Genomic DNA, 19000 nt, shown 5'->3' with positions numbered 1-19000 from the left:
CAAATATATGTATGTGCGTTCCCCAAACATTAAATTGTATCCACTCAAATACTCCTCAATCGTTTTCAGACACTACTCAAAACCTCTCAAGTCACTACTCAATACTGATTATGAAACCATTATGGAATCAATATTTTTCTAGTAAATGAGTCCTTAAGACCGTACTTTTGACCATTTATTAGATGTCCATCAGGTATTTTTGGAGCGAATCATTAGAATCAAGTTCCAATTTCTTTCTTAATCGGTAGCGATCATTTTCTATGGCTCGAGTAGTTTTATGCATAAACTCTGCAATCTCTTTCGAAGTAAGATTCATTCGAACATAGGAAGCCACCTTTATTTCAGATAAACTAAGGGAAGGATGTTTTTCACGCAACTTTGTAATGAATTCATTGTACATCTTATCTAAACGAGGTTCCAGATATTTCCATTCCTTATCGTCGTTTATTTCTTTGTCGATTTCATCGATTACAAATTGCAAACCTTTTTTCACAGCTGGCATTGCTTTCGTAGAAAGCGTTACCATTTTATTTTTGTATTCAAGCAACACTCTATTGCGATTGATGGTATGATATGTCAATTTTTGCAGTTCCGATTCGGACTTGTCCATTTCCAGTTCGGCAATCTTCTTTTGATTTAGTGCTTGCTCTCTTAAGAATTTACTTTTCATCATTTGCACTCTATAGGCATACACAGCATAAGTAAGAATGGCAATTAGCAAAACGATAAGACTAATGAACCACCATGTTTTCCAATATGGAGGCAGAACCCTTATTCTAAGTTCTGTAATATTATCCCCAAAAACATTATCGTTATTCGAAGCTTTCACTTTTAAAGAATACATTCCATTCTTAAGGTTTGTATAGGACACAAAACGATGATCAGAATCCGAAAAATACCAATTGTCATCAAATCCTTCTAATTTATATTGGTATTGACATTTTTGCGGATGTGTATAATTCAAAGCTGCAAATTCTAGAGAAAACACTTTATCTGAATAATTTAACTCAATTTCGTCAGTATAAGAAATATCCTTTTTAAGTTTTACTTCTCTGTTAATGGTATCGCCAGGAAGAACTTCTTGATTCAAAATTTTAAGCTGAGTAAAATAAACAGGTGGCACCTCCTTATTAAAAGTTAGATCTAACGGATTAAAACGATCCAATCCATTTGTTGATCCTGCTAAGAACGATCCATCTATTAATTGAATAAATGCCTGTGCATTAAACTCATTTGAAGACAAACCATCGGAACTATTGAAAGATAAAAACTCATTCTCCCCTTTTTTAAAAATAGCTATGCCATCGTAAGTAGTTATCCAAATTCCTTCCTGATTATCCTCCAAAACACCCAACACAATCATGCCAGGCAAACCATTTTCTGTTGTGAATTGTACAAATTCCTTCTCCTTTTTATCGTATCTGTACAAGCCATTTCCTTCCGTTCCGATCCAAATCTTTCCCCAGCTGTCCTGAAACAATGCCTTGATAATTCCATTCGTAGTGAATGTATTTTTTGAAGAGATTCGAAGAACTCTTCCCACTTGTTTATCGTATACAAAAACTCCTGCACCTTCAGTACCAAACCAAATGTCACCATCCGAATCTTCAAGAATAGACATTACATTTGCGTGCCCAACTTTTATTAATTCATTTGAGTAAGGACCGATATTTTTAAAATTGCCACTTGAGGCATCAAAAATATCTACACCACCACCCAATAATCCCAGCCAATTTGTGCCTTTGCTATCGGAGAGTATAGTCCAAACATTCTCGGAATGAATAGCCTTATTGTCCTCATGGTTCTGATGGTAATGTCTAAATGAATTACTAGAATAATCGAAAATATTTAAACCAGCATTGTAAGTTCCGATTAATATATTTCCATTCTGATCCTCCCCTAAACTAGTAATAACATTGCCCGAAACACTTCTATCATTATCGCTTTCATTATAAAAATGAAGAAACTGTCTGTCTTTATCAAAACGGTGTAAACCCGATCCATCTGTTCCAATCCAAATGTTATCTTTTGAATCTTGCAGGAGACACAGAACAGATTTTCCTTTGAAAAAATCTTGAACAATTTTAGGAAGTTCTCTATTGGTAAACTTTTTCAAAAACGGATCATAGTATGCAATACCCTTATCGAATGTTCCAACCCAAATTCTCCCCTTTTTGTCCTTCACAAGTGAATAAACCTGATTGCTCGAAAGTTCAAACTCTCCATTACCAGCCTTTATGTACTCAAATGTGTTATTGCTTGGATCGATAATATTGATTCCATCGCCATCAGTTGCAATCCAAATTTTACCATCCGAATTCATTACCATTGCTCCCGTCAACATTTCGGTACTCAGACCATTTTTCTGCTTGTTGTATAATTGAGCTTTATTGGTTTTGCGATTATATTTATATAAGCCATGTTGACTAGCAGATATCCAAATATTACCCAACTGATCCTCTAACAATCTTTTGCGGTAATTGCTTGTTTCGTTGCGTTGAATGTATTTTATAGATTCAAAAGAAGCTTTTTTAATATCGAATTTCTGAATATCATTCTCCCAAGTGGCAACATACAGTTCACCATTATGCGTTTCCAAAATATCACTTACCTGGAAAGAATTAATCCCTTCAGTAGTACTATTGGGGAGAAATACAGTAAAAGAACCATTATTGAATAAGGCTAGCCCATTGTTGCTTCCAACACATATGGTTCCATCCTTTAATTTTTTTAAAGTATAAACCTGCTCACCAATACCATCTTTTAATCCGTACTGAATAAACTCATTGGTCCTTGGATCGAAGCGGTTTACTCCATTTTTATAAGTTCCTACCCAAATAAAGCCATTGTCATCTTCTGCCAATGACAAAATTCTATTTCCTGAGATAGAATTGGGATTAGACGTATTTCTAAACACTTTTATTTCATAACCATCGAAACGACACAAACCATCTCTTGTACCAAACCACATAAAACCTGTTTCGGTTTGCAGAATACACTCAATATTGTTGTGAGGCAATCCATGATCTTTGGTAATTTGAGTAAAATTATACTGCGCTGTCAATACTGTAGAAAAAAACAGCAATAATAAAGTTAAATAAGACTTGGCTTGTAGTAGTTGTAGTGTCATCAAGAAGGGGTTATTGATTCTCAAATATACAACAAATAGGAGATTTGCAAAATTAAGCTTTCTAACACCTAAGTTAAAAGTTCAATCTTTCTATTTCTACTCCCTATATAGAAAATTACATCTAAAAAAACAGACACCTAACCAGACACGATTAAACACCTCAATGCTGACCATAAAACATTCTTAGGCATAACTTTTCGTGATCTATTTAGACCTTCCCATTCAACAATCAAATCAATATTATCTGAACATTGATAACAAAGACAAGTAGTAAAACCAATATATTTGCTTGTTTCATCTTCTTAGTTTTCTATTATTACACCATCGATTTATTGAAATAAGTCGCTTTTTCAAAATCACGAATGTTCATTGAGATAATAGGAACATCTGGAAACATTATTTTCAAAGTGCTTACTATCATTTTTGAAAGATTTTGTTTTTGAGAAACCGTACGTCCCTCCATAATATTCGCAAAAATGTGAATGAAATCATCCTCTGTATTTCCAACATTATAATGTTCAAATGGATTAATTCTTACTTTAATATCACCTTCATCAAACAGTTTAGTTGAGTGTGCGGTGTCGTAAACTTCTTGCATAATTTCACTTGGAGATTTTAATGCAATTATTTTTTCTGAGCAATCAATTACAAAATGTGGCATAATTCATATGTATTTATAAAAACTATTAATTATTTCATCCAATTAATGCGCTGCTATTTTTTTTGAGTTTTCTTAATCGCACTTTCTATTTGCCAATAGGCAAGCACAATGCTAATATACTCAATAGCAATCAACCAAAATCCTGGATCAGTAAAGAAGCTAATATGATTACCTCCATGAGGCATAATCAACAAAGGAACGGTAATAATAGCATCCAAAAGCATAGCGATTAAGAACATAAAAACACCCAAAACAAAACCATGGGTCTTATGTCCTTTCCTATAGTAAATATGGGTACCAAGTGCCACGCTTGGGATTAGTGCTATTGACAGCACCCAATTAGCTTGCAAGTCTGGATCATGCATCACCGAAAAAAAATAGGAAGCAACGAAAGCGGTAACGCCAAGAACATAAACAACAAGAGCTGAAACCATTACACTTTTAATATGAATATTTTTCATGACTATCTAATTTTAAAATGAATTGATCTATTGCTGCATCCAGATTCCTGTTGCTACTGTTTCTCGAACATATTCTGAAAATTTTTTAGGCTTTCTCCCCAAAACCTTCTCTATATCATTTGAGAGTTCAGAATTAGTAGGATTTCCAAGAACCTCGGAGAACAAATAATTAATGAGCCAAATATAATCGGCCGGAATACCTTGTTGCTCCATTGCTGCTTTATACGCTGAAAGGGAAATTGGAGTAAAAGCAATTTCTTTTCCGGTCACAAGTGAAATCTCTTCCATCACTTCTTTGAATGTAAGTTGTTTGGAACCTGTGAGCTGATATGTTTGTCCATTATGTTTTTCGTGCAATAAGGCTTCAACCACAACATCTGCAATATCATCAGTATCTACATAGGGTACTTTTACTTCGGCTTGTGGTAAGGCTACAAATCCATCAAGAATAGGCTCTAAGAAAAAACTCTCACTAAAATTTTGCATAAACCAGCTAGCACGTACAATCGTATAATCAATTCCTGAATGAACGACTACTTGTTCACAGAGCTCAGCTTCACGTTCCCCTTTTCCTGAAAGCAAAACAATTTTCTTGACTCCACTTCTTTTAGCTTGTTTGGTTATACCTTCTATAGCTTCCAAAGATCCTGGCACAGCTAAATCTGGATAAAAAACCACATACATCTTGTCTATTCCATCCATGGCAAGAGACCATGTATCAGGATTCTCCCATTCAAACGATGGACTTGCATTTCGCGATCCAACTCTTACATTTTGATTTAATGAGTCTAACTTCTGCACTACCTTTCGTCCTGTTTTACCAGTTCCTCCTATTACTAAAATTCGACTTTTATTTTCCATTTTATAGTGTATTATTTAAAACTCTAGATATTATATTGATTAATTAGTGAAAGACTAAGTATTAATAGTAGAAATGAAATTGTAGAAGCCAAGGTTCTGATTAAATGCAAGCGATTCCATTTAACTTCAAAATGTCCTCTTAAGCTTTTTAACTGATCCATATTAGCAGTGCTTAAGTCAGTTTTATCCAGCATTTCATTTAATGGGACATTACCAAGAATTGTGATCAGCACAACACCAATAAAATAAATTATCGTAGCGACTGCTAACAACCAAACAAGAGTATTTGAGCTACTTTTAAATAAATACAAATTCAGGAGATTTATTAAAAATGGACCAAAGAACACAACAATAAAGGCAGGGTTTATTATTGTTCTATTCATCTGTTGAAAGGATTGTAGAAACCCTAAATTATTTAACTTCCCAATTCCTGGACTTACAGCATTTGACCATGTAAAGCATAAACCAGCCGAAATTCCGGTAAAGAGAATGGCTAAAACCAGACTTGTAAATTTCAATGTAAGTTCCATGAATATTTCCTTTTATATGATATAACAAAGTTGCTCATCATATGGAAATAGAACTTGTTGAGGAGGTATAAAGATTTGTTCGAAAAGTTATTTATTTAATTTGACTTGGTCGATAACCAAACTTTTTTTCAAAAGCATTCGAAAATGAACTGAGACTATCATATCCCACGTGCCAAGCAGCTTCCTGAACTGTTGCTTCCTGATTTCGAATCATTTTATGTGCTAATGTAAGACGCTCGTTTTGGAGGTATTTAAATACAGGTACACCAAATACTTCTTTAAAGTTCTTTTTTAATTTAAAAGTATTCAAGCCAATTTGTCGAGATATTTCACTCAGAGATGGAGGATTATCAAGGTTATTCAATAAAATGTCTTTCGCTTGATTTAGTTTTTCGCGTTCGGGCATTTTTATATCCTTCGCTTTCAAGTTTGCTAATTGTCCAAAAAAATGAGAGAGCAGCGCAGTAATCTGGCTTCGAAAAAACATCATTTTTGTTTTACCAGTATATTGAATATTAAATATGGAATCTACAATTGCTTGCATTTCAGGAGTCATAATAAAACTAGGACCTTCTACATAATGATCTGAAGGATTAACCAACTCATTAAGCATTTCTCCAAATAACTCACCCTCATGGTTCGGAAGTTTTTCTATTGCTTTTATTGATGTTGCAATTACGATACATTCTAAGGACTTTAAAGCAGAAACGGTGTGGATAAATTCCACTTTTTCATTTGCATAAAATGATAAGGCTAATCCCTTGGTATAATTAAAGTCTTTTTCCTTATCTCCATATTTTACGCATAGATCCACATTGCCGGATCCATAAAATGCCACCGCAACCAAAGGTTCATCAAAGTAACAGGAATCAACCGTTGATTTCTCTGAATGACCCGTTTCCACCAAAATTGTGAAATCATTTATATCTATTATATCTCGAACCATAGCTTAATCTCAAAGCTACAAATATTATTAGAATTCTATCTTAAGTATTAGATCATGTGAATCGAAGTACATTTTAGATAAAAAAGCTTTTATTTTGAATAATATTCTTCTCAATCGAATTAGATAAAAAAAAAGGATTCTAGAAGCATTATTACCGACAAATAAAAACGCTACTACAATCCTTTTCATTGCTTAATTAAGCATACTAAACTAATATTACCAATCAATCTTACCCGTTGTATTTCCTTTCATTAATTCTTTTACCTCTTCTACACTAACATCATTTGCATCTCCTGAAATCGTATGTTTTAAAAAAGAGGCAGCAACCGCAAAATCAATCGTTATTTGATCGTCATTTGGCCAGTTAATAAATCCATAAATTAATCCCGCCATTAAAGCATCACCTCCTCCTACTCGATCAACAATGTGTGTCATTTGGTAAGTTGCTGATTCCAAAACCTGCTTCCCATCGAATAAAATCCCCACCCAAGTATTGTGATTCGCACTAATGGTTCCTCTACGTGTGGTAATCACCTTTTTAAGTCTCGGATATTTCTGCATCAATTGTTTTGCAACCAAGCCAAAAGTAAACTTAGAATATTCTACATTAGGAGGCAGATTACTTTGAACACCCAATACCTTCTCAGCATCAAATTCATTTCCAATCAGCACATTTGTTTTAGCAATAAGACGAGGCATTACCTCTTCAACTTTATTTCCTTCTTTCCACAACTTGCTTCGATAATTTACATCACAAGAAACGGTAATTCCCATTTCATTGGCTTTTATTAAAGCTTCTTCCAATACCTCAGTTGCACCTGAAGATATGGCTGGAGTAATCCCAGTCCAATGAAACCAACTAGCATCTTGAAATATCTCTTCCCAATCGATCATCCCCTTTTTCATACTTGTAAAAGCTGAATGAGCTCGATCGTAAACCACTTTAGAGCCTCTGGCTACTGCTCCTGTCTCCAGGTAATAGATTCCCATGCGCTCTCCTCCAAAAACAATATGACTGGTGTCTACACCACATTCATTTAGCGTCTCTTTACAGGATTTACCAATATCATTATCCGGCAATCTGGTTATATAGGCAGTTGGAATCCCATAATTTGCCAATGATACAGAAACATTCACTTCACCTCCGCCAAAAGTACCAGCAAAAATGTCTGTTTGTGAAAAGCGTTTGTAGCCAGGCGTTGCTAGTCGCAACATAATTTCTCCGAAAGTGATTACTTTTTTATTCATTGTTTTGAAACTGAAGATTTATTTAAAACGGTTAGTAAAACCACAACTTTACCGCTAAAACCAATATGGTTACTAACAAAATTCTTTTGATCCACTTATCCCCTTTATTTACAGAAAACACCGTTCCTAAATATCCTCCTATAGAGTTTCCTACTGCAAGAATTAGCGCATATTTCCAATCGATGGCATCTTTATAAATAAAAACACCAACCGCCGCAATGGTATAAACTAAAGCTACAGTCACCTTAATACTGTTGGTTTTCACCAAAGAAAAACCATTTATTTTAGTAAGTGCCAGAATGATAATAAACCCAATACCTGCGTGTAAAAATCCGCCATAAATACCAATAAAAAAAAAACTGATTACACCCCACATTTGGTTTTTAAATTCCATTCTTTCACCCTTTGCGATTTCTGCAGCTTTGCTATTAAAAAGAATTAAAGCAGCCACACAAACCATAACAACAGCAAGAATTCGTTTAAACAGTTCTTCATCAATATCAACAACAAGAAGAGCACCTATGGTTGATCCGATTAAGGCAGATATTCCCAAATAAATACTATAGGGATAAGAACTTATACCCTTTTGATTAAATTTTGCAACGGAAAAACTATTTTGAGCCAAAATGGCAATTCTGTTGGTTCCATTGGCAATGGTTGGAGGTAATCCTAAAAAAATAAGAAGTGGCAAGGTTATTAATGATCCTCCTCCGGCGACAACATTTAAAAATCCTGCAAAAACACCCGCTACCACAATAAAAATTGGTTCCAATAAATCCATAGTTCACCCTTTGCATTTGAAATACAGATTTCACATCTGCATCAAACAATTATCAATTAATTAAATACAAGTCTGACTTTCTCAAAGGGGCAATAAGAAATACTCCTCAAAACGAAGTCTTTCTTTCATCTTAGAGTACACAATTAGTTAGACCAAGTAAATTCTTGATTCTGTTAATAAGGAAGGTGATGATTGGCGAAATAATCTGTATGGGAATCATTTCATCAATTAGAAATTAGTGCGCTTTCACGCACTATCTTACTACAATATTCTTTTACTAAACTCTAATACCTTATGCAAATGTTTCGTCATTAATAAGGCAGCTTTATCAGCATCTCGCTCTATTACAGCATCCAAAATAGCTCTATGTTCTCGGGAGGTTCCCTCCATCACTTCTTTTCCACAAACGTTCTCTTTTCGATAAATCGCTAAGATATCTGGTAAAATGATCAACATCATGGTTTTCACAACTGCATTGTGACTAGCTTCAGCAATCTTTAAATGAAATAGAAAATCTTCATTTTCAGCAGGTAGGTTATCTCTAGCCTTATCTTCATATGCTTCTAATGCTTTTTCTAATGCTTCTAAATCTTCTTCCGTTCTTCTTTCTGCAGCTGATCGTACAGAGAATATCTCCATGTTCACTCTAGTCTCAACTAAAGAAAAGAAATCTGGTCGTTCTATTTTCATGATATTAGAAAATAGACCTTCCATAGCTGAAATATTGGTGCCGTTAACCACAACACCCGATTGTGGATGTGTCGTCAATATTCCAAAAAACTCTAATTTTTTGATCGCATCTCTGATATAGGTTCTGCCGACCCCAAGCTTTTCTGAGAGCTTTCGTTCTGAAGGTAATTTATCCCCAGGATTTAAATATCCCGAAACAATTAAACCTCTAATCTGACGAATAATTTTATCAACAGGTGTTTCCACCTCGATCGTCTTAAAATTATCTAATAAGTCCATACAATTAACTATTATTTCATCTTCTACAATAGCAAGTATACTATTGGTAGGACAAAACTAGTTACTTTTCACCTGTTTGCAAACTTCTACAAAGACAATTACCTATATAGCTCACAAAAACAAGGTAGAAACATTGTTTATAGCATTTTAATAACTTCAATAAACCAAAAATAAAACCAACAAATCACTAACCTAATATTCCAAACACAACATAAGTTTTACCAATTGGTCTACCATTATATTATTAAAGTACAATTAAAACAAATGCTTCTGCCTTTCCCTACACACACTACTGTACTTCTATTTTTCCTTTTTTAATTCCCTAACAAGCTTTAATGCTCGCTTTGAAGTTTGAGTTAGTTCCTCGTAACGATCATTCTCAATAATATCCTTACCAATCAATTGAGAACCCATTCCTACACAAGTTACACCTGATTTGATCCATTCTGTAAGGTTCTCTTCATCTGGAGTAACACCACCTGTAGGCATTATTGAAGACCAAGGACAAGGACCTTTTATCGCTTTTACAAAATCAGGGCCTCCCACAGAAGAACCTGGGAATATTTTACAAACCTCAGCGCCTAACTCTTCAGCATAACTAATATCGCTTAAGCTTCCACAACCAGGCGACCATAATATTTTTCTTCGATTACAAACTTTTGCCATTTCTGGATTTAATACTGGAGAAACGACAAAATTTGCTCCCAATTGAATGTACAAGGATGTTGTACCTGGATCCACAATAGAACCAATACCCAGAATCATCTCTGGAGTATTAAGAATTGACCATTTAATCAATTCAGCAAACACTTCATGAGCAAAATCGCCTCGATTTGTGAATTCAAAAACTCGAATTCCTCCATCGTAACAAGCTTTTACAACTTTTTTACAAATCTCAATATCTTTGTGAAAGAAAACAGGAACAATACCCGTTTCTTCCATCTTTAATGCAACCTCAATTCGAGAAAACTGTGCCATTTTTCGTGTATTTTAAAAGTCGCATATCAGGCTACTTTACGGTAAATTTGTAACCTGACACGCGATAATTATATTTTTAACGTGCTACTCTTCCTGAAGCATCACCGTCCATTAATTTTTCTACTTCGTCTACTCCCACCTGATTAAAATCACCAAAAATGGTATGCTTAAGACATGAAGCAGCAACTGCAAAATTCAATGCTTTTTGATCATCTTCTGGCCAGGTTAGTAATCCGTAAATTAATCCTCCCATAAATGAATCACCTCCACCTACTCTATCAACAATATGCGTAATTTGGTATGTTGGAGACTCAAAAAGAGTTTTTCCATCCCAAAGCACACCTGACCATGAATTGTGATTGGCATTAATAGAACCTCTTAAAGTGGTAATTACTTTCTTACAACGTGGAAATTGCTTCATAATTTGTTTCGAAACGGAAAGGTATGCGTCAGCATCAACACGACCACCTGTCACATCAACACCTTTGGGCTTAACACCTAAGACTTTCTCTGCATCTTCCTCATTACCCAAAACAATATCAGTACCAGCAACTAATGCAGGCATAATTTCTCCAGCTGTTTTTCCGTAATTCCAAAGGTTTTTACGATAATTTAAGTCACAAGAAACGGTAATCCCTCTTTCATTTGCCGCTTTAATTGCCTCAAGGCAAACATCTGCTGCTCCCTGAGAAATAGCTGGTGTAATTCCAGTCCAGTGGAACCAATTAGCTCCTTCAAAAACTTTGTTCCAGTCGATCATTCCCAATTCAATTTCGGAAATGGCAGAATGAGCTCGATCGTATACAACTTTAGAACCACGACTAACGGCTCCTGTTTCCAAAAAGTAAATACCCAAACGATCACCACCGTATATAATTTGATCGATTCCAACACCATACTTTCGTAATTCCATGGCACATGTTCTGCCAATATCATTTTGTGGCAAACGAGTTACAAATTCTGATTTAATACCATAATTTGCTAAAGAAACTGCGACATTAGCTTCTCCTCCTCCGTAAGTTGCAACAAACTCAGAAACTTGATTGAATCTTTGATATCCAGGCGTAGATAAACGCAACATGATTTCTCCGAAACTAATAACTCTTTGACTCATATTATTTTGATTGTAAAAATTAAAACAAAATTCCGGAGAGCGATTGGGAATAATACAACTCCCCGGAACCTGCTAACCAAAGGTTTTATGAAAATACTAACCTCTTAAATTCCTAAAGCTTGACCTCCACCAATCTGGATCGTTTCAGCTGTAATGAATGATGCATTATCACTTGCTAAGAAAGATACAACTGAAGCAACTTCTTCTGGCTGACCTATTCTTCCTAACATGATATTATTTTTCCAAGAAGCAAATACTTCTGGCTTAGTTGCTTTAATTTGGGCGTGGAATGGAGTATCAATTGTACCAGGAGATACTGCATTCACTCTAATTCCATATTCAGCTAAATCTTTTGCTAATGCTCTTGTAATTGCATGAACTCCTGCTTTAGATGTTCCATAAATACCAGCTCCTGGTCCACCTGCATTCCAACCTGCATTTGAAGTATAATTTATGATGGAAGCATTTTCTCCTTTTTTAAGGAAAGGAATAGCCGCTCTTGAAGCAAAAAATACTGAATCAAGGTTTAAAGCCATAACAAATCTGTAAAATTCAGTTGTCATTTCTTCAAATCTAGATCTTCCACCTAATCCACCTGCATTGTTTACCAGTAGATCAATTTTACCGTATTTCTCTCCGATTTTATTAATATTCGCAGTTACAGCGTCATCGCTTGTAACATCAAACCCATAATACTCTGCCGTAATTCCCTCTGCAGTAAGCTCTTCTACTCTTTTAGCTCCAGCTTCATCCTCTATGCCGTTTAAAACTACGGTGTATCCATCTTTACCTAATCTTTTTGCTACTTGGAAACCAATTCCTCCGGTTGCACCTGTAACGACAGCTACTTTTCCTTCTACTGACATAATAATTTTATTTAAATGTTATTGTAATATTTTTAATTGATCTCTTTACTTTTCTACTGATTGTATATTTCTTGCGAAGTAATAAATTGCTCCAACGCCTAGTGGTACAAAAACTGCTATTGCAATAAATATTGGCGTATAGGAAACTTCTGCAACTATAGGAATTAAGAAGTTCATTACAATTACTGAGAATACTCCTACCATTCCACCAAGACCAGCTAATGATCCTACTGATTTACCACTAAAAAAGTCACTTGGTAATGTTTGTACATTACTAATTGCAAACTGAAATCCAAACAATACAAAGAATACAATTGCAACAAATGCTTCTGCCGAATCTGCAAACAACACAGTAGCTATTAATCCGAACAGCATGATAACACCACCAATTAAAATGGTTGTTTTCCTACCTTTATCTATTGAATTTGTTTTGGCAATAATTTTACCTGAAACATAACCTCCAGCAATACTACCAATGGCAGCACCTACATAAGGTACCCAAGCAAACATACCTACTTCTTTTACGTTGAATCCGTACACATCAAATAGGTAAATTGGCATCCAACCAACAAATAACCACCAAATTGGCTCTAAAAAGAAACGACCAATAACAATTGCCCAAGACTCTTTATGCGAAAGAATTTCTTTTAAGCTTTTTCCTTTTGTTTCTTCTGTTGCATTTTGGTCAGCTATACTTTGACCTTCGATAATATACTTTTGCTCTTCTTCCGTAATCCAAGGGTGTTTTTTAGGCCCTGCTTTGTTAATTAATAACCAAGGAATAATCCAAATCATTCCAAAAGAACCAACAACCATAAATGTAATTCTCCATCCAAAGGCAACGAATAAAGCTGCAATAAATGGTGGTGCAATTACAGAACCAATAGATGCTCCTGCATTAAATAATCCTTGTGCAATAGCTCTTTCTTTAATTGGAAACCATTCAGCATTACTTTTAACACCTCCTGGCCAGTTTCCTGCTTCTGAAAACCCCAATAAACTACGGAATATACTAATGGATAGAAATCCACGTACCGTTGAATGTAAGAAAGAAGAAAGTCCCCACACACCAATTGATAATACATATCCAATACGAGTACCTACTTTATCAAAAATCTTACCGGTAAACAACTGCCCTAAAGCGTAGGCTACCATAAATATGTTTAATATATAGCTGTAGTGATCTTTGGTTAAACCTAACGACTGAGAAATTGAGCCATCAACATTTTCATTACCCCACATGATGGCTAGAGCACTTCTATCGATATAATTGATAACTGTAGCTAAAAATATAAGCCCAATAATCAACCATCTTAAACCTTTTAACTTCATCTTCTTTTTATTTAGTTTTTATTCAAGATTATCATCTTATTTTCCAAAGTAGGAAACGCCACTACCATCTAAGAAATCTTCACGAACTGGACTGAATACATCTATCAAAATTCCTTCTTCCAAACAGGTTGCAGAGTGCAATAAATTAGGAGAAATATAAACTCCATCTCCAGCCTCTACTATCTTTACGACACCATCAATAGTAAATTCGAATTTACCACTTGCACAATAAGTAGATTGTGTATGAAAATGCTCATGCGGCGCACCAAGAGCACCTTTTTCAAATTTCACTTTCACCATCATAATCTGGTTATCGTAGCCTAAAAACTGGCGTTGAACTCCACCTCCAAGATCTTCCCATTTCATCTCTTTAGACGTAAAGTATTTTTGTCTTTCGTTTTGATTTCCCATGATTAGCTATTTTTTTAGTAAATATTTTATTTAATAAGAGGATCAACCTCTCTCCCAATCTTATTATTTAAAGATTTTTAATTTTATCACTTGAGTGTTAGTACATTAATTTTTGGGTCACAAATTCATCTGTTACAATTTTTGACTTTCCTTTAATTGTATTTCCACTTTCCACATTATTTTTCTCACCCCACAACCTAGCAACGAATCCAGATTTAATTGAAGTAAACTCGTTGTTCAAAATCTGAACATTAACAATTCCATTAGTTTTCAGTAGAATTGCATTAGAGCCAAGCTTTCCTGATCTTTTCACCACATTATTATTGAATACAAAGTTTCCGCCTATGGTAGACTCATCATAACCACCTCTATGATAGTCAACAAACACATTCTCAACGTCACTTATCTGGTTGTTCTCAAATATCAAAAACTCTGCATTATAGTCTCCTTTATCATCCGTTTCAGAATCAAAAATGAATCCATCTACCAAGTTTTTCATTACTGAATTAACCACTTTTAAAGTATCTGTAAACGAACCTTTTTTAGATCTATAGATGGAATGAAATCCACTTAAAGTGCAATTATCAACAAATACATTTGCAGCAATAGACATGTCTTTCGCATTAGGTTCAAAACAGTTTAGCGTTTTTGTTCCTTCAACAATTAGGTGTTGTAAATTAATATCAACACCTGGTCCTAATTCAAAAGCTGGTGCTTGATCTGTTGATGTAAATTGCAGTCTTACCTGCTGATCTTTATTTGCAGATGCAACAACTACACTTTTGGTTACTTCAATATTTTTACTCAGCGTCAATACATCAGCGTCTATAAGGATCGTATCTCCACTATTTGCTTTTTCAAATGAAGTATAAAGTTCCTCACTCGTTTTAACAGTTACACGCTTTGCATTTGCATTACCCTTTGAAGCTACAAACCAAGATGGTCCATACTTATCCATATTAAGAACATTGTATTTTACATCCTTAACAGCACAAATTGCTCCTGCATGATTAGCATCACGATTATTAGAAAAAATATCGTTCTTGATTTTAGCAAAATCAAACCCATCGAACAGCTTAGCATTCGGATCAGCTACCTCAACAAATGGAATACTTGTTTCATCACTAATAGCATTCATTTCTGAAATCAGAAACCCATCAAAACCTTTTACATCATTCGTTTCACTCACATGATTACACTGAAAATCAACATCGCCTGGAGTGTCATAATACTTTACGATATCTTTACTTACCGTTTTACTGTTATATATAACGTTATTAGCAACTGTAGTTCGAATTGGAAGTGCTGATCTAATCTCAGACTTAGGTAAAACATCGCTCTTGTTGACATTAGAACCTACACTAAACTGCAATGGAGTAATACAATCTACCCAACTATTATAAGCAATTACTACATCAGTAACCTGATTGTATCTGTTTAATGGTGATTTTGGAATCCCATTCATTATAGCAATCGCACTGCGAAACTCGTTTCCTTTTAAATTGTAGAAATAATTATTGGTAATCCAATGACCTGTATTAATTACTCTTACTCCACCAATGTTATCAGAATTATCATCACCAATAAACCAGTTGGAATCAATAGTCGCATAATTACCATGTCTTAAAACAAGTGATCCTTCGCACTTATAGAAAACATTATTGACGAATTTATTGAAATTCGTTTTACTTGAAATAACCTCAACCTCACCATTACATCTGTCTAAAAAGTTATCGCGAACTTCTATATATGAAGGAACCATTGATGTGTAACTATCGCCTAATTGCATGGTTTCTCCTCGAGGGCCTCCCCTTCTTGGGCGTGGCCCAAAATAGTTATTAGCTATAAGGTGGTGACAATTTGCATGTTGATTTCCTTTTAATTCAGCTCTAACTGTTGGTCCATTATTAGATTTTCCAGCTATATAGCATGATAAAAGCTGATTGCGCTGTCCCCAAAATTCAACCCAATGATCTTTTTTGGTTCTATCTAATTGCGTAAAATTCTCAATAACACAACCAACTACTTTACAATCGTAGGCTGCATTCTTTTTGTCGCTTTTAAACTGAATAACAGCATTAATAGGTGTATAACCGTTTCGAAAGTATAAATCGTGTACCTCAAGAAACTGACCAGCTATTTTTAAAAATGACTGTCCCTCAATAAAAACTTGCCCAGGAGTTTCTGCTTTTAAAACAATAGGTTTATCGACCAAACCATTGGCTTTAAAATCTATTTCAACATCTGTCCAAGTACCATTCGACATTACAATAACATCTCCTGGTTGAGCATCATCAATAGCTGATTTTAACTCAGCCATATTTTTCACCATATTTTCCACCTTATTTCCACAAGACGTAAGAATAAGGCTAGTAAATAAAAGTAATGTGAGAGTTTTAAACAATTTCATGTTTTTTCCTTTTATATATTTGAATTCGTTTTGCTTTCTTTATTATTTGGACAGAACAAAGTGAAAAGCTCCATTCCATTTGAAATCTGCTCCATTAATCTGCAATTCATGCTTAGCTCCTTTGCTAGCATCTTTATTTGCAAGAATCAACATCCAACTGTTCTCCTTTTTATCTTGAAAAGAGACTGCTGTATAATCTTCCGAGTCCACTAAAACATCAACTTTCGAAATGCTGCTAAAAGCATTATCAGCAAATTCAGTTACTCTATCATATTTTCCGTGTGCTTCTACTACTGAAACAAACAGCGCATTTTTCTGTGGATTTTTCTTAATGAAAAAAGCAGGATCTCTGCGAAGGTTAAACTTCGGATCGTTAGCACCAGAACGTACCAATTGTAATTTATCATCGGTACTCACAAAACTTGTAATGGAATAAAAACGATCATTTACAAACCATGTTAGTTTCGCATTATTTGTTTCTGATTGTCCTTCTGCTTCTAATCGCAAATGCTGATAACCATGAGCATCACCCATTGGCTTTAATACCTCAGGCAGCTCGTATTTATAGTTTGTGGATAACAACTGACCAAAGAAATTATATGGTAATTCGTATTGATTCTCCTTATCTGATGTTGCACGAAAAACGTCTAATAACAGAGGCTTTTCAAAATTTTCATTAGTAATTAAAGCAAGAGTTCTGTGCATTTCCACTCCTGGATAAGCATTCAATTCTTTTGCACTAACAATCTGAATATTTTCATTCGTAGCATCAAATACAAAAGGATCAGAATGAAATTTATTTCCTGTATCGGTACTTCCTCCAAAATGAGATTCTCCATTAACTACAAGTGTATTGTGAGCTACTGTTTGTTTTGCCCATGTATTGTTTTCTTTCAGGTATCCGCCACCAAATTTTTGCTCGATATTCACATATCTTGCACAACCATAATCAGGCAATACTTCGCCCATATTATCGTATAAGGAGAACGACAATTTATCGAAATGACCATGTCCCATTCCTTGAGAAGTATTTTTCATGACCAAACAAACTTCCTTATCACCTTCACCAGCGCGAAGAATTCCCAAAGCTCCTTCTGTTCCTAAAGCGCCATCTTTATAATTTGCAGATCTTTTTTTATAATTTGTTTTCTTTCCTTCTTTTATTGCCTTCGCTACAGATAAACCGGTATCATCTAACATTACCTGTCCTTGTTTTTCGGCAACCGATAACAATCCTGAATCTTTACCACCAAAATGATAAACGATATTTACAGAAGAAACCAATTCTCTAGACAAGTACGACATTCCTTTTTGAGCATCATTAATTGGGAAGAACAAACCGTTCACATCGGTAAGGTTCAATAAAGTTTCCACTGCTTTAAGCAAAAGACCATCGCGATAGTCAAATATTTTTACTTCAGGCTTACAATTTTCAATCGCTTCAGCAAACATCACAAAAGGATACATGGCGTAACGTTGGTAATATGGTCCTTCGGTATAATATCCGTCAGGTGAGAACAAATGGTCTAATTGCGCAAAGAAACCGGCTTTACCGTCACCTTGCATTTTAATCAATCCACCATCATTATCCTTCTGATCTGCTTTTATATTATCTGATTTCAAACCATAAAAGGCTCGATCAATCAATTCCTGATCATCCATTACTAAACCAATCATTCCAACCGCAGCATTTCCCCAAGTACTATGGTTGTGAACGCGATTATAGAATTGTGGCGAATCAACAGATAAATGATCTGCGAAAGGACGGAAAAGATCTTTCTCTAATTTTTTTCTTTCTTTTAATGACAACCAATCGTAGATACAATCATAAGCTTGACTTGTATAAACCAACCAGTTTGCATCATTTAAATTCTGCCAGAATATTTTACCTGGTGCGTATGATCTGTTTGCAGGATGCAATCCTAAAGTAGGATACATTTTTGCGTATGATAGTAACATATCACGAACAAAAACAGCGTATTTTTCTTCTTCAGTAATTTGAAAAAGAACTCCTGCTTTTTGCATCACCAAAAAGTTTTTCTTGTGACGATTGTGAGTATATCCACCAGCCATATCTTTTGGCACTGGTACATCAATTCCCTTTTCCATTTCCTCCTCAACAAAACTTACAGCCTTTTGAACTGAAGATTGAAGCACTGGTAATTGATTCAATTGTGCTCTGATTTCAGTCACACCCTTCTGAGTTAAAATTAACTTAGGATGTGATTGAGAAACAGCACAACTGCTTATCGCAACAAACACTACTAATAGAATATATATTTTCAATTTACTCATGATCTAG

At 34.8% G+C, this 19000-nt stretch carries 16 protein-coding genes; all 16 read right to left on the bottom strand.

Translation table 11 applies throughout. The features are described from left to right. Window positions 1–178: 178 nt before the first annotated feature. The 16 genes from L3049_RS12485 to L3049_RS12410 all read right to left on the bottom strand — a co-directional run bounded on the left by L3049_RS12485 (window position 179) and on the right by L3049_RS12410 (window position 18993). Entirely contained in the window at window positions 179–3130 is a 2952-nt protein-coding gene (locus tag L3049_RS12485) for a two-component regulator propeller domain-containing protein (RefSeq protein WP_275110154.1), read from the bottom strand. A 316-nt stretch (window positions 3131–3446) separates the two neighbouring features. Next, window positions 3447–3791, bottom strand: a complete 345-nt coding sequence (locus L3049_RS12480) for a 5-carboxymethyl-2-hydroxymuconate Delta-isomerase (protein ID WP_275110153.1) — start codon at window positions 3789–3791, stop codon at window positions 3447–3449. 53 nt (window positions 3792–3844) lie between these two features. Next, the gene (locus L3049_RS12475) at window positions 3845–4252 is read right to left on the bottom strand and encodes a DUF5367 family protein (protein WP_275110152.1); all 408 of its coding nucleotides are present in this window, start codon (window positions 4250–4252) and stop codon (window positions 3845–3847) included. Between the two features lie 27 nt (window positions 4253–4279). Further along, window positions 4280–5113 carry an NmrA family NAD(P)-binding protein gene (locus L3049_RS12470; protein WP_275110151.1) on the bottom strand — a complete coding sequence of 278 codons (834 nt, stop codon included), beginning with the start codon at window positions 5111–5113 and terminating at the stop codon, window positions 4280–4282. Window positions 5114–5136: 23 nt separating this feature from the next. Next, a complete protein-coding gene (locus L3049_RS12465) occupies window positions 5137–5643 on the bottom strand; it encodes an anthrone oxygenase family protein (protein ID WP_275110150.1) in 507 nt (168 codons plus the stop codon). Window positions 5644–5734: 91 nt separating this feature from the next. Next, window positions 5735–6589: a helix-turn-helix domain-containing protein gene (locus L3049_RS12460; RefSeq protein ID WP_275110149.1), complete on the bottom strand. Its 855-nt coding sequence runs from the start codon at window positions 6587–6589 to the stop codon at window positions 5735–5737. 216 nt (window positions 6590–6805) lie between these two features. Then, window positions 6806–7837: a sugar kinase gene (locus tag L3049_RS12455; RefSeq protein ID WP_275110148.1), complete on the bottom strand. Its 1032-nt coding sequence runs from the start codon at window positions 7835–7837 to the stop codon at window positions 6806–6808. Between the two features lie 31 nt (window positions 7838–7868). Further along, window positions 7869–8618 (bottom strand): sulfite exporter TauE/SafE family protein, encoded by a 750-nt coding sequence (locus L3049_RS12450; protein WP_275110147.1) that lies wholly within the window; start codon window positions 8616–8618, stop codon window positions 7869–7871. Between the two features lie 261 nt (window positions 8619–8879). Beyond that, on the bottom strand, window positions 8880–9587 hold the full coding sequence (locus L3049_RS12445) for a FadR/GntR family transcriptional regulator (RefSeq protein WP_275110146.1): 708 nt from the start codon (window positions 9585–9587) through the stop codon (window positions 8880–8882). 300 nt (window positions 9588–9887) lie between these two features. Beyond that, complete coding sequence (locus L3049_RS12440) at window positions 9888–10565, bottom strand: bifunctional 4-hydroxy-2-oxoglutarate aldolase/2-dehydro-3-deoxy-phosphogluconate aldolase (protein WP_275110145.1); 678 nt, start codon at window positions 10563–10565, stop codon at window positions 9888–9890. A gap of 76 nt (window positions 10566–10641) precedes the next feature. Continuing rightward, window positions 10642–11679 carry a sugar kinase gene (locus tag L3049_RS12435; protein ID WP_275110144.1) on the bottom strand — a complete coding sequence of 346 codons (1038 nt, stop codon included), beginning with the start codon at window positions 11677–11679 and terminating at the stop codon, window positions 10642–10644. Window positions 11680–11783: 104 nt separating this feature from the next. Then, the gene (locus L3049_RS12430) at window positions 11784–12545 is read right to left on the bottom strand and encodes an SDR family NAD(P)-dependent oxidoreductase (protein ID WP_275110143.1); all 762 of its coding nucleotides are present in this window, start codon (window positions 12543–12545) and stop codon (window positions 11784–11786) included. A gap of 45 nt (window positions 12546–12590) precedes the next feature. Continuing rightward, a complete protein-coding gene (locus tag L3049_RS12425; protein WP_275110142.1) occupies window positions 12591–13877 on the bottom strand; it encodes an MFS transporter in 1287 nt (428 codons plus the stop codon). 36 nt (window positions 13878–13913) lie between these two features. Continuing rightward, entirely contained in the window at window positions 13914–14288 is a 375-nt protein-coding gene (locus L3049_RS12420; RefSeq protein WP_275110141.1) for a cupin domain-containing protein, read from the bottom strand. Window positions 14289–14385: 97 nt separating this feature from the next. Next, entirely contained in the window at window positions 14386–16698 is a 2313-nt protein-coding gene (locus L3049_RS12415; protein ID WP_275110140.1) for a chondroitinase-B domain-containing protein, read from the bottom strand. A gap of 42 nt (window positions 16699–16740) precedes the next feature. Then, a complete protein-coding gene (locus tag L3049_RS12410; protein WP_275110139.1) occupies window positions 16741–18993 on the bottom strand; it encodes an alginate lyase family protein in 2253 nt (750 codons plus the stop codon). Window positions 18994–19000 lie beyond the last annotated feature (7 nt).

The organism is Labilibaculum sp. DW002, assembly GCF_029029525.1.
Classification (GTDB): domain Bacteria; phylum Bacteroidota; class Bacteroidia; order Bacteroidales; family Marinifilaceae; genus Paralabilibaculum; species Paralabilibaculum antarcticum.
The sequence above is the reverse complement of the archived record's forward strand: the minus strand, read 5'-3'. Positions and strand labels throughout refer to the sequence as shown.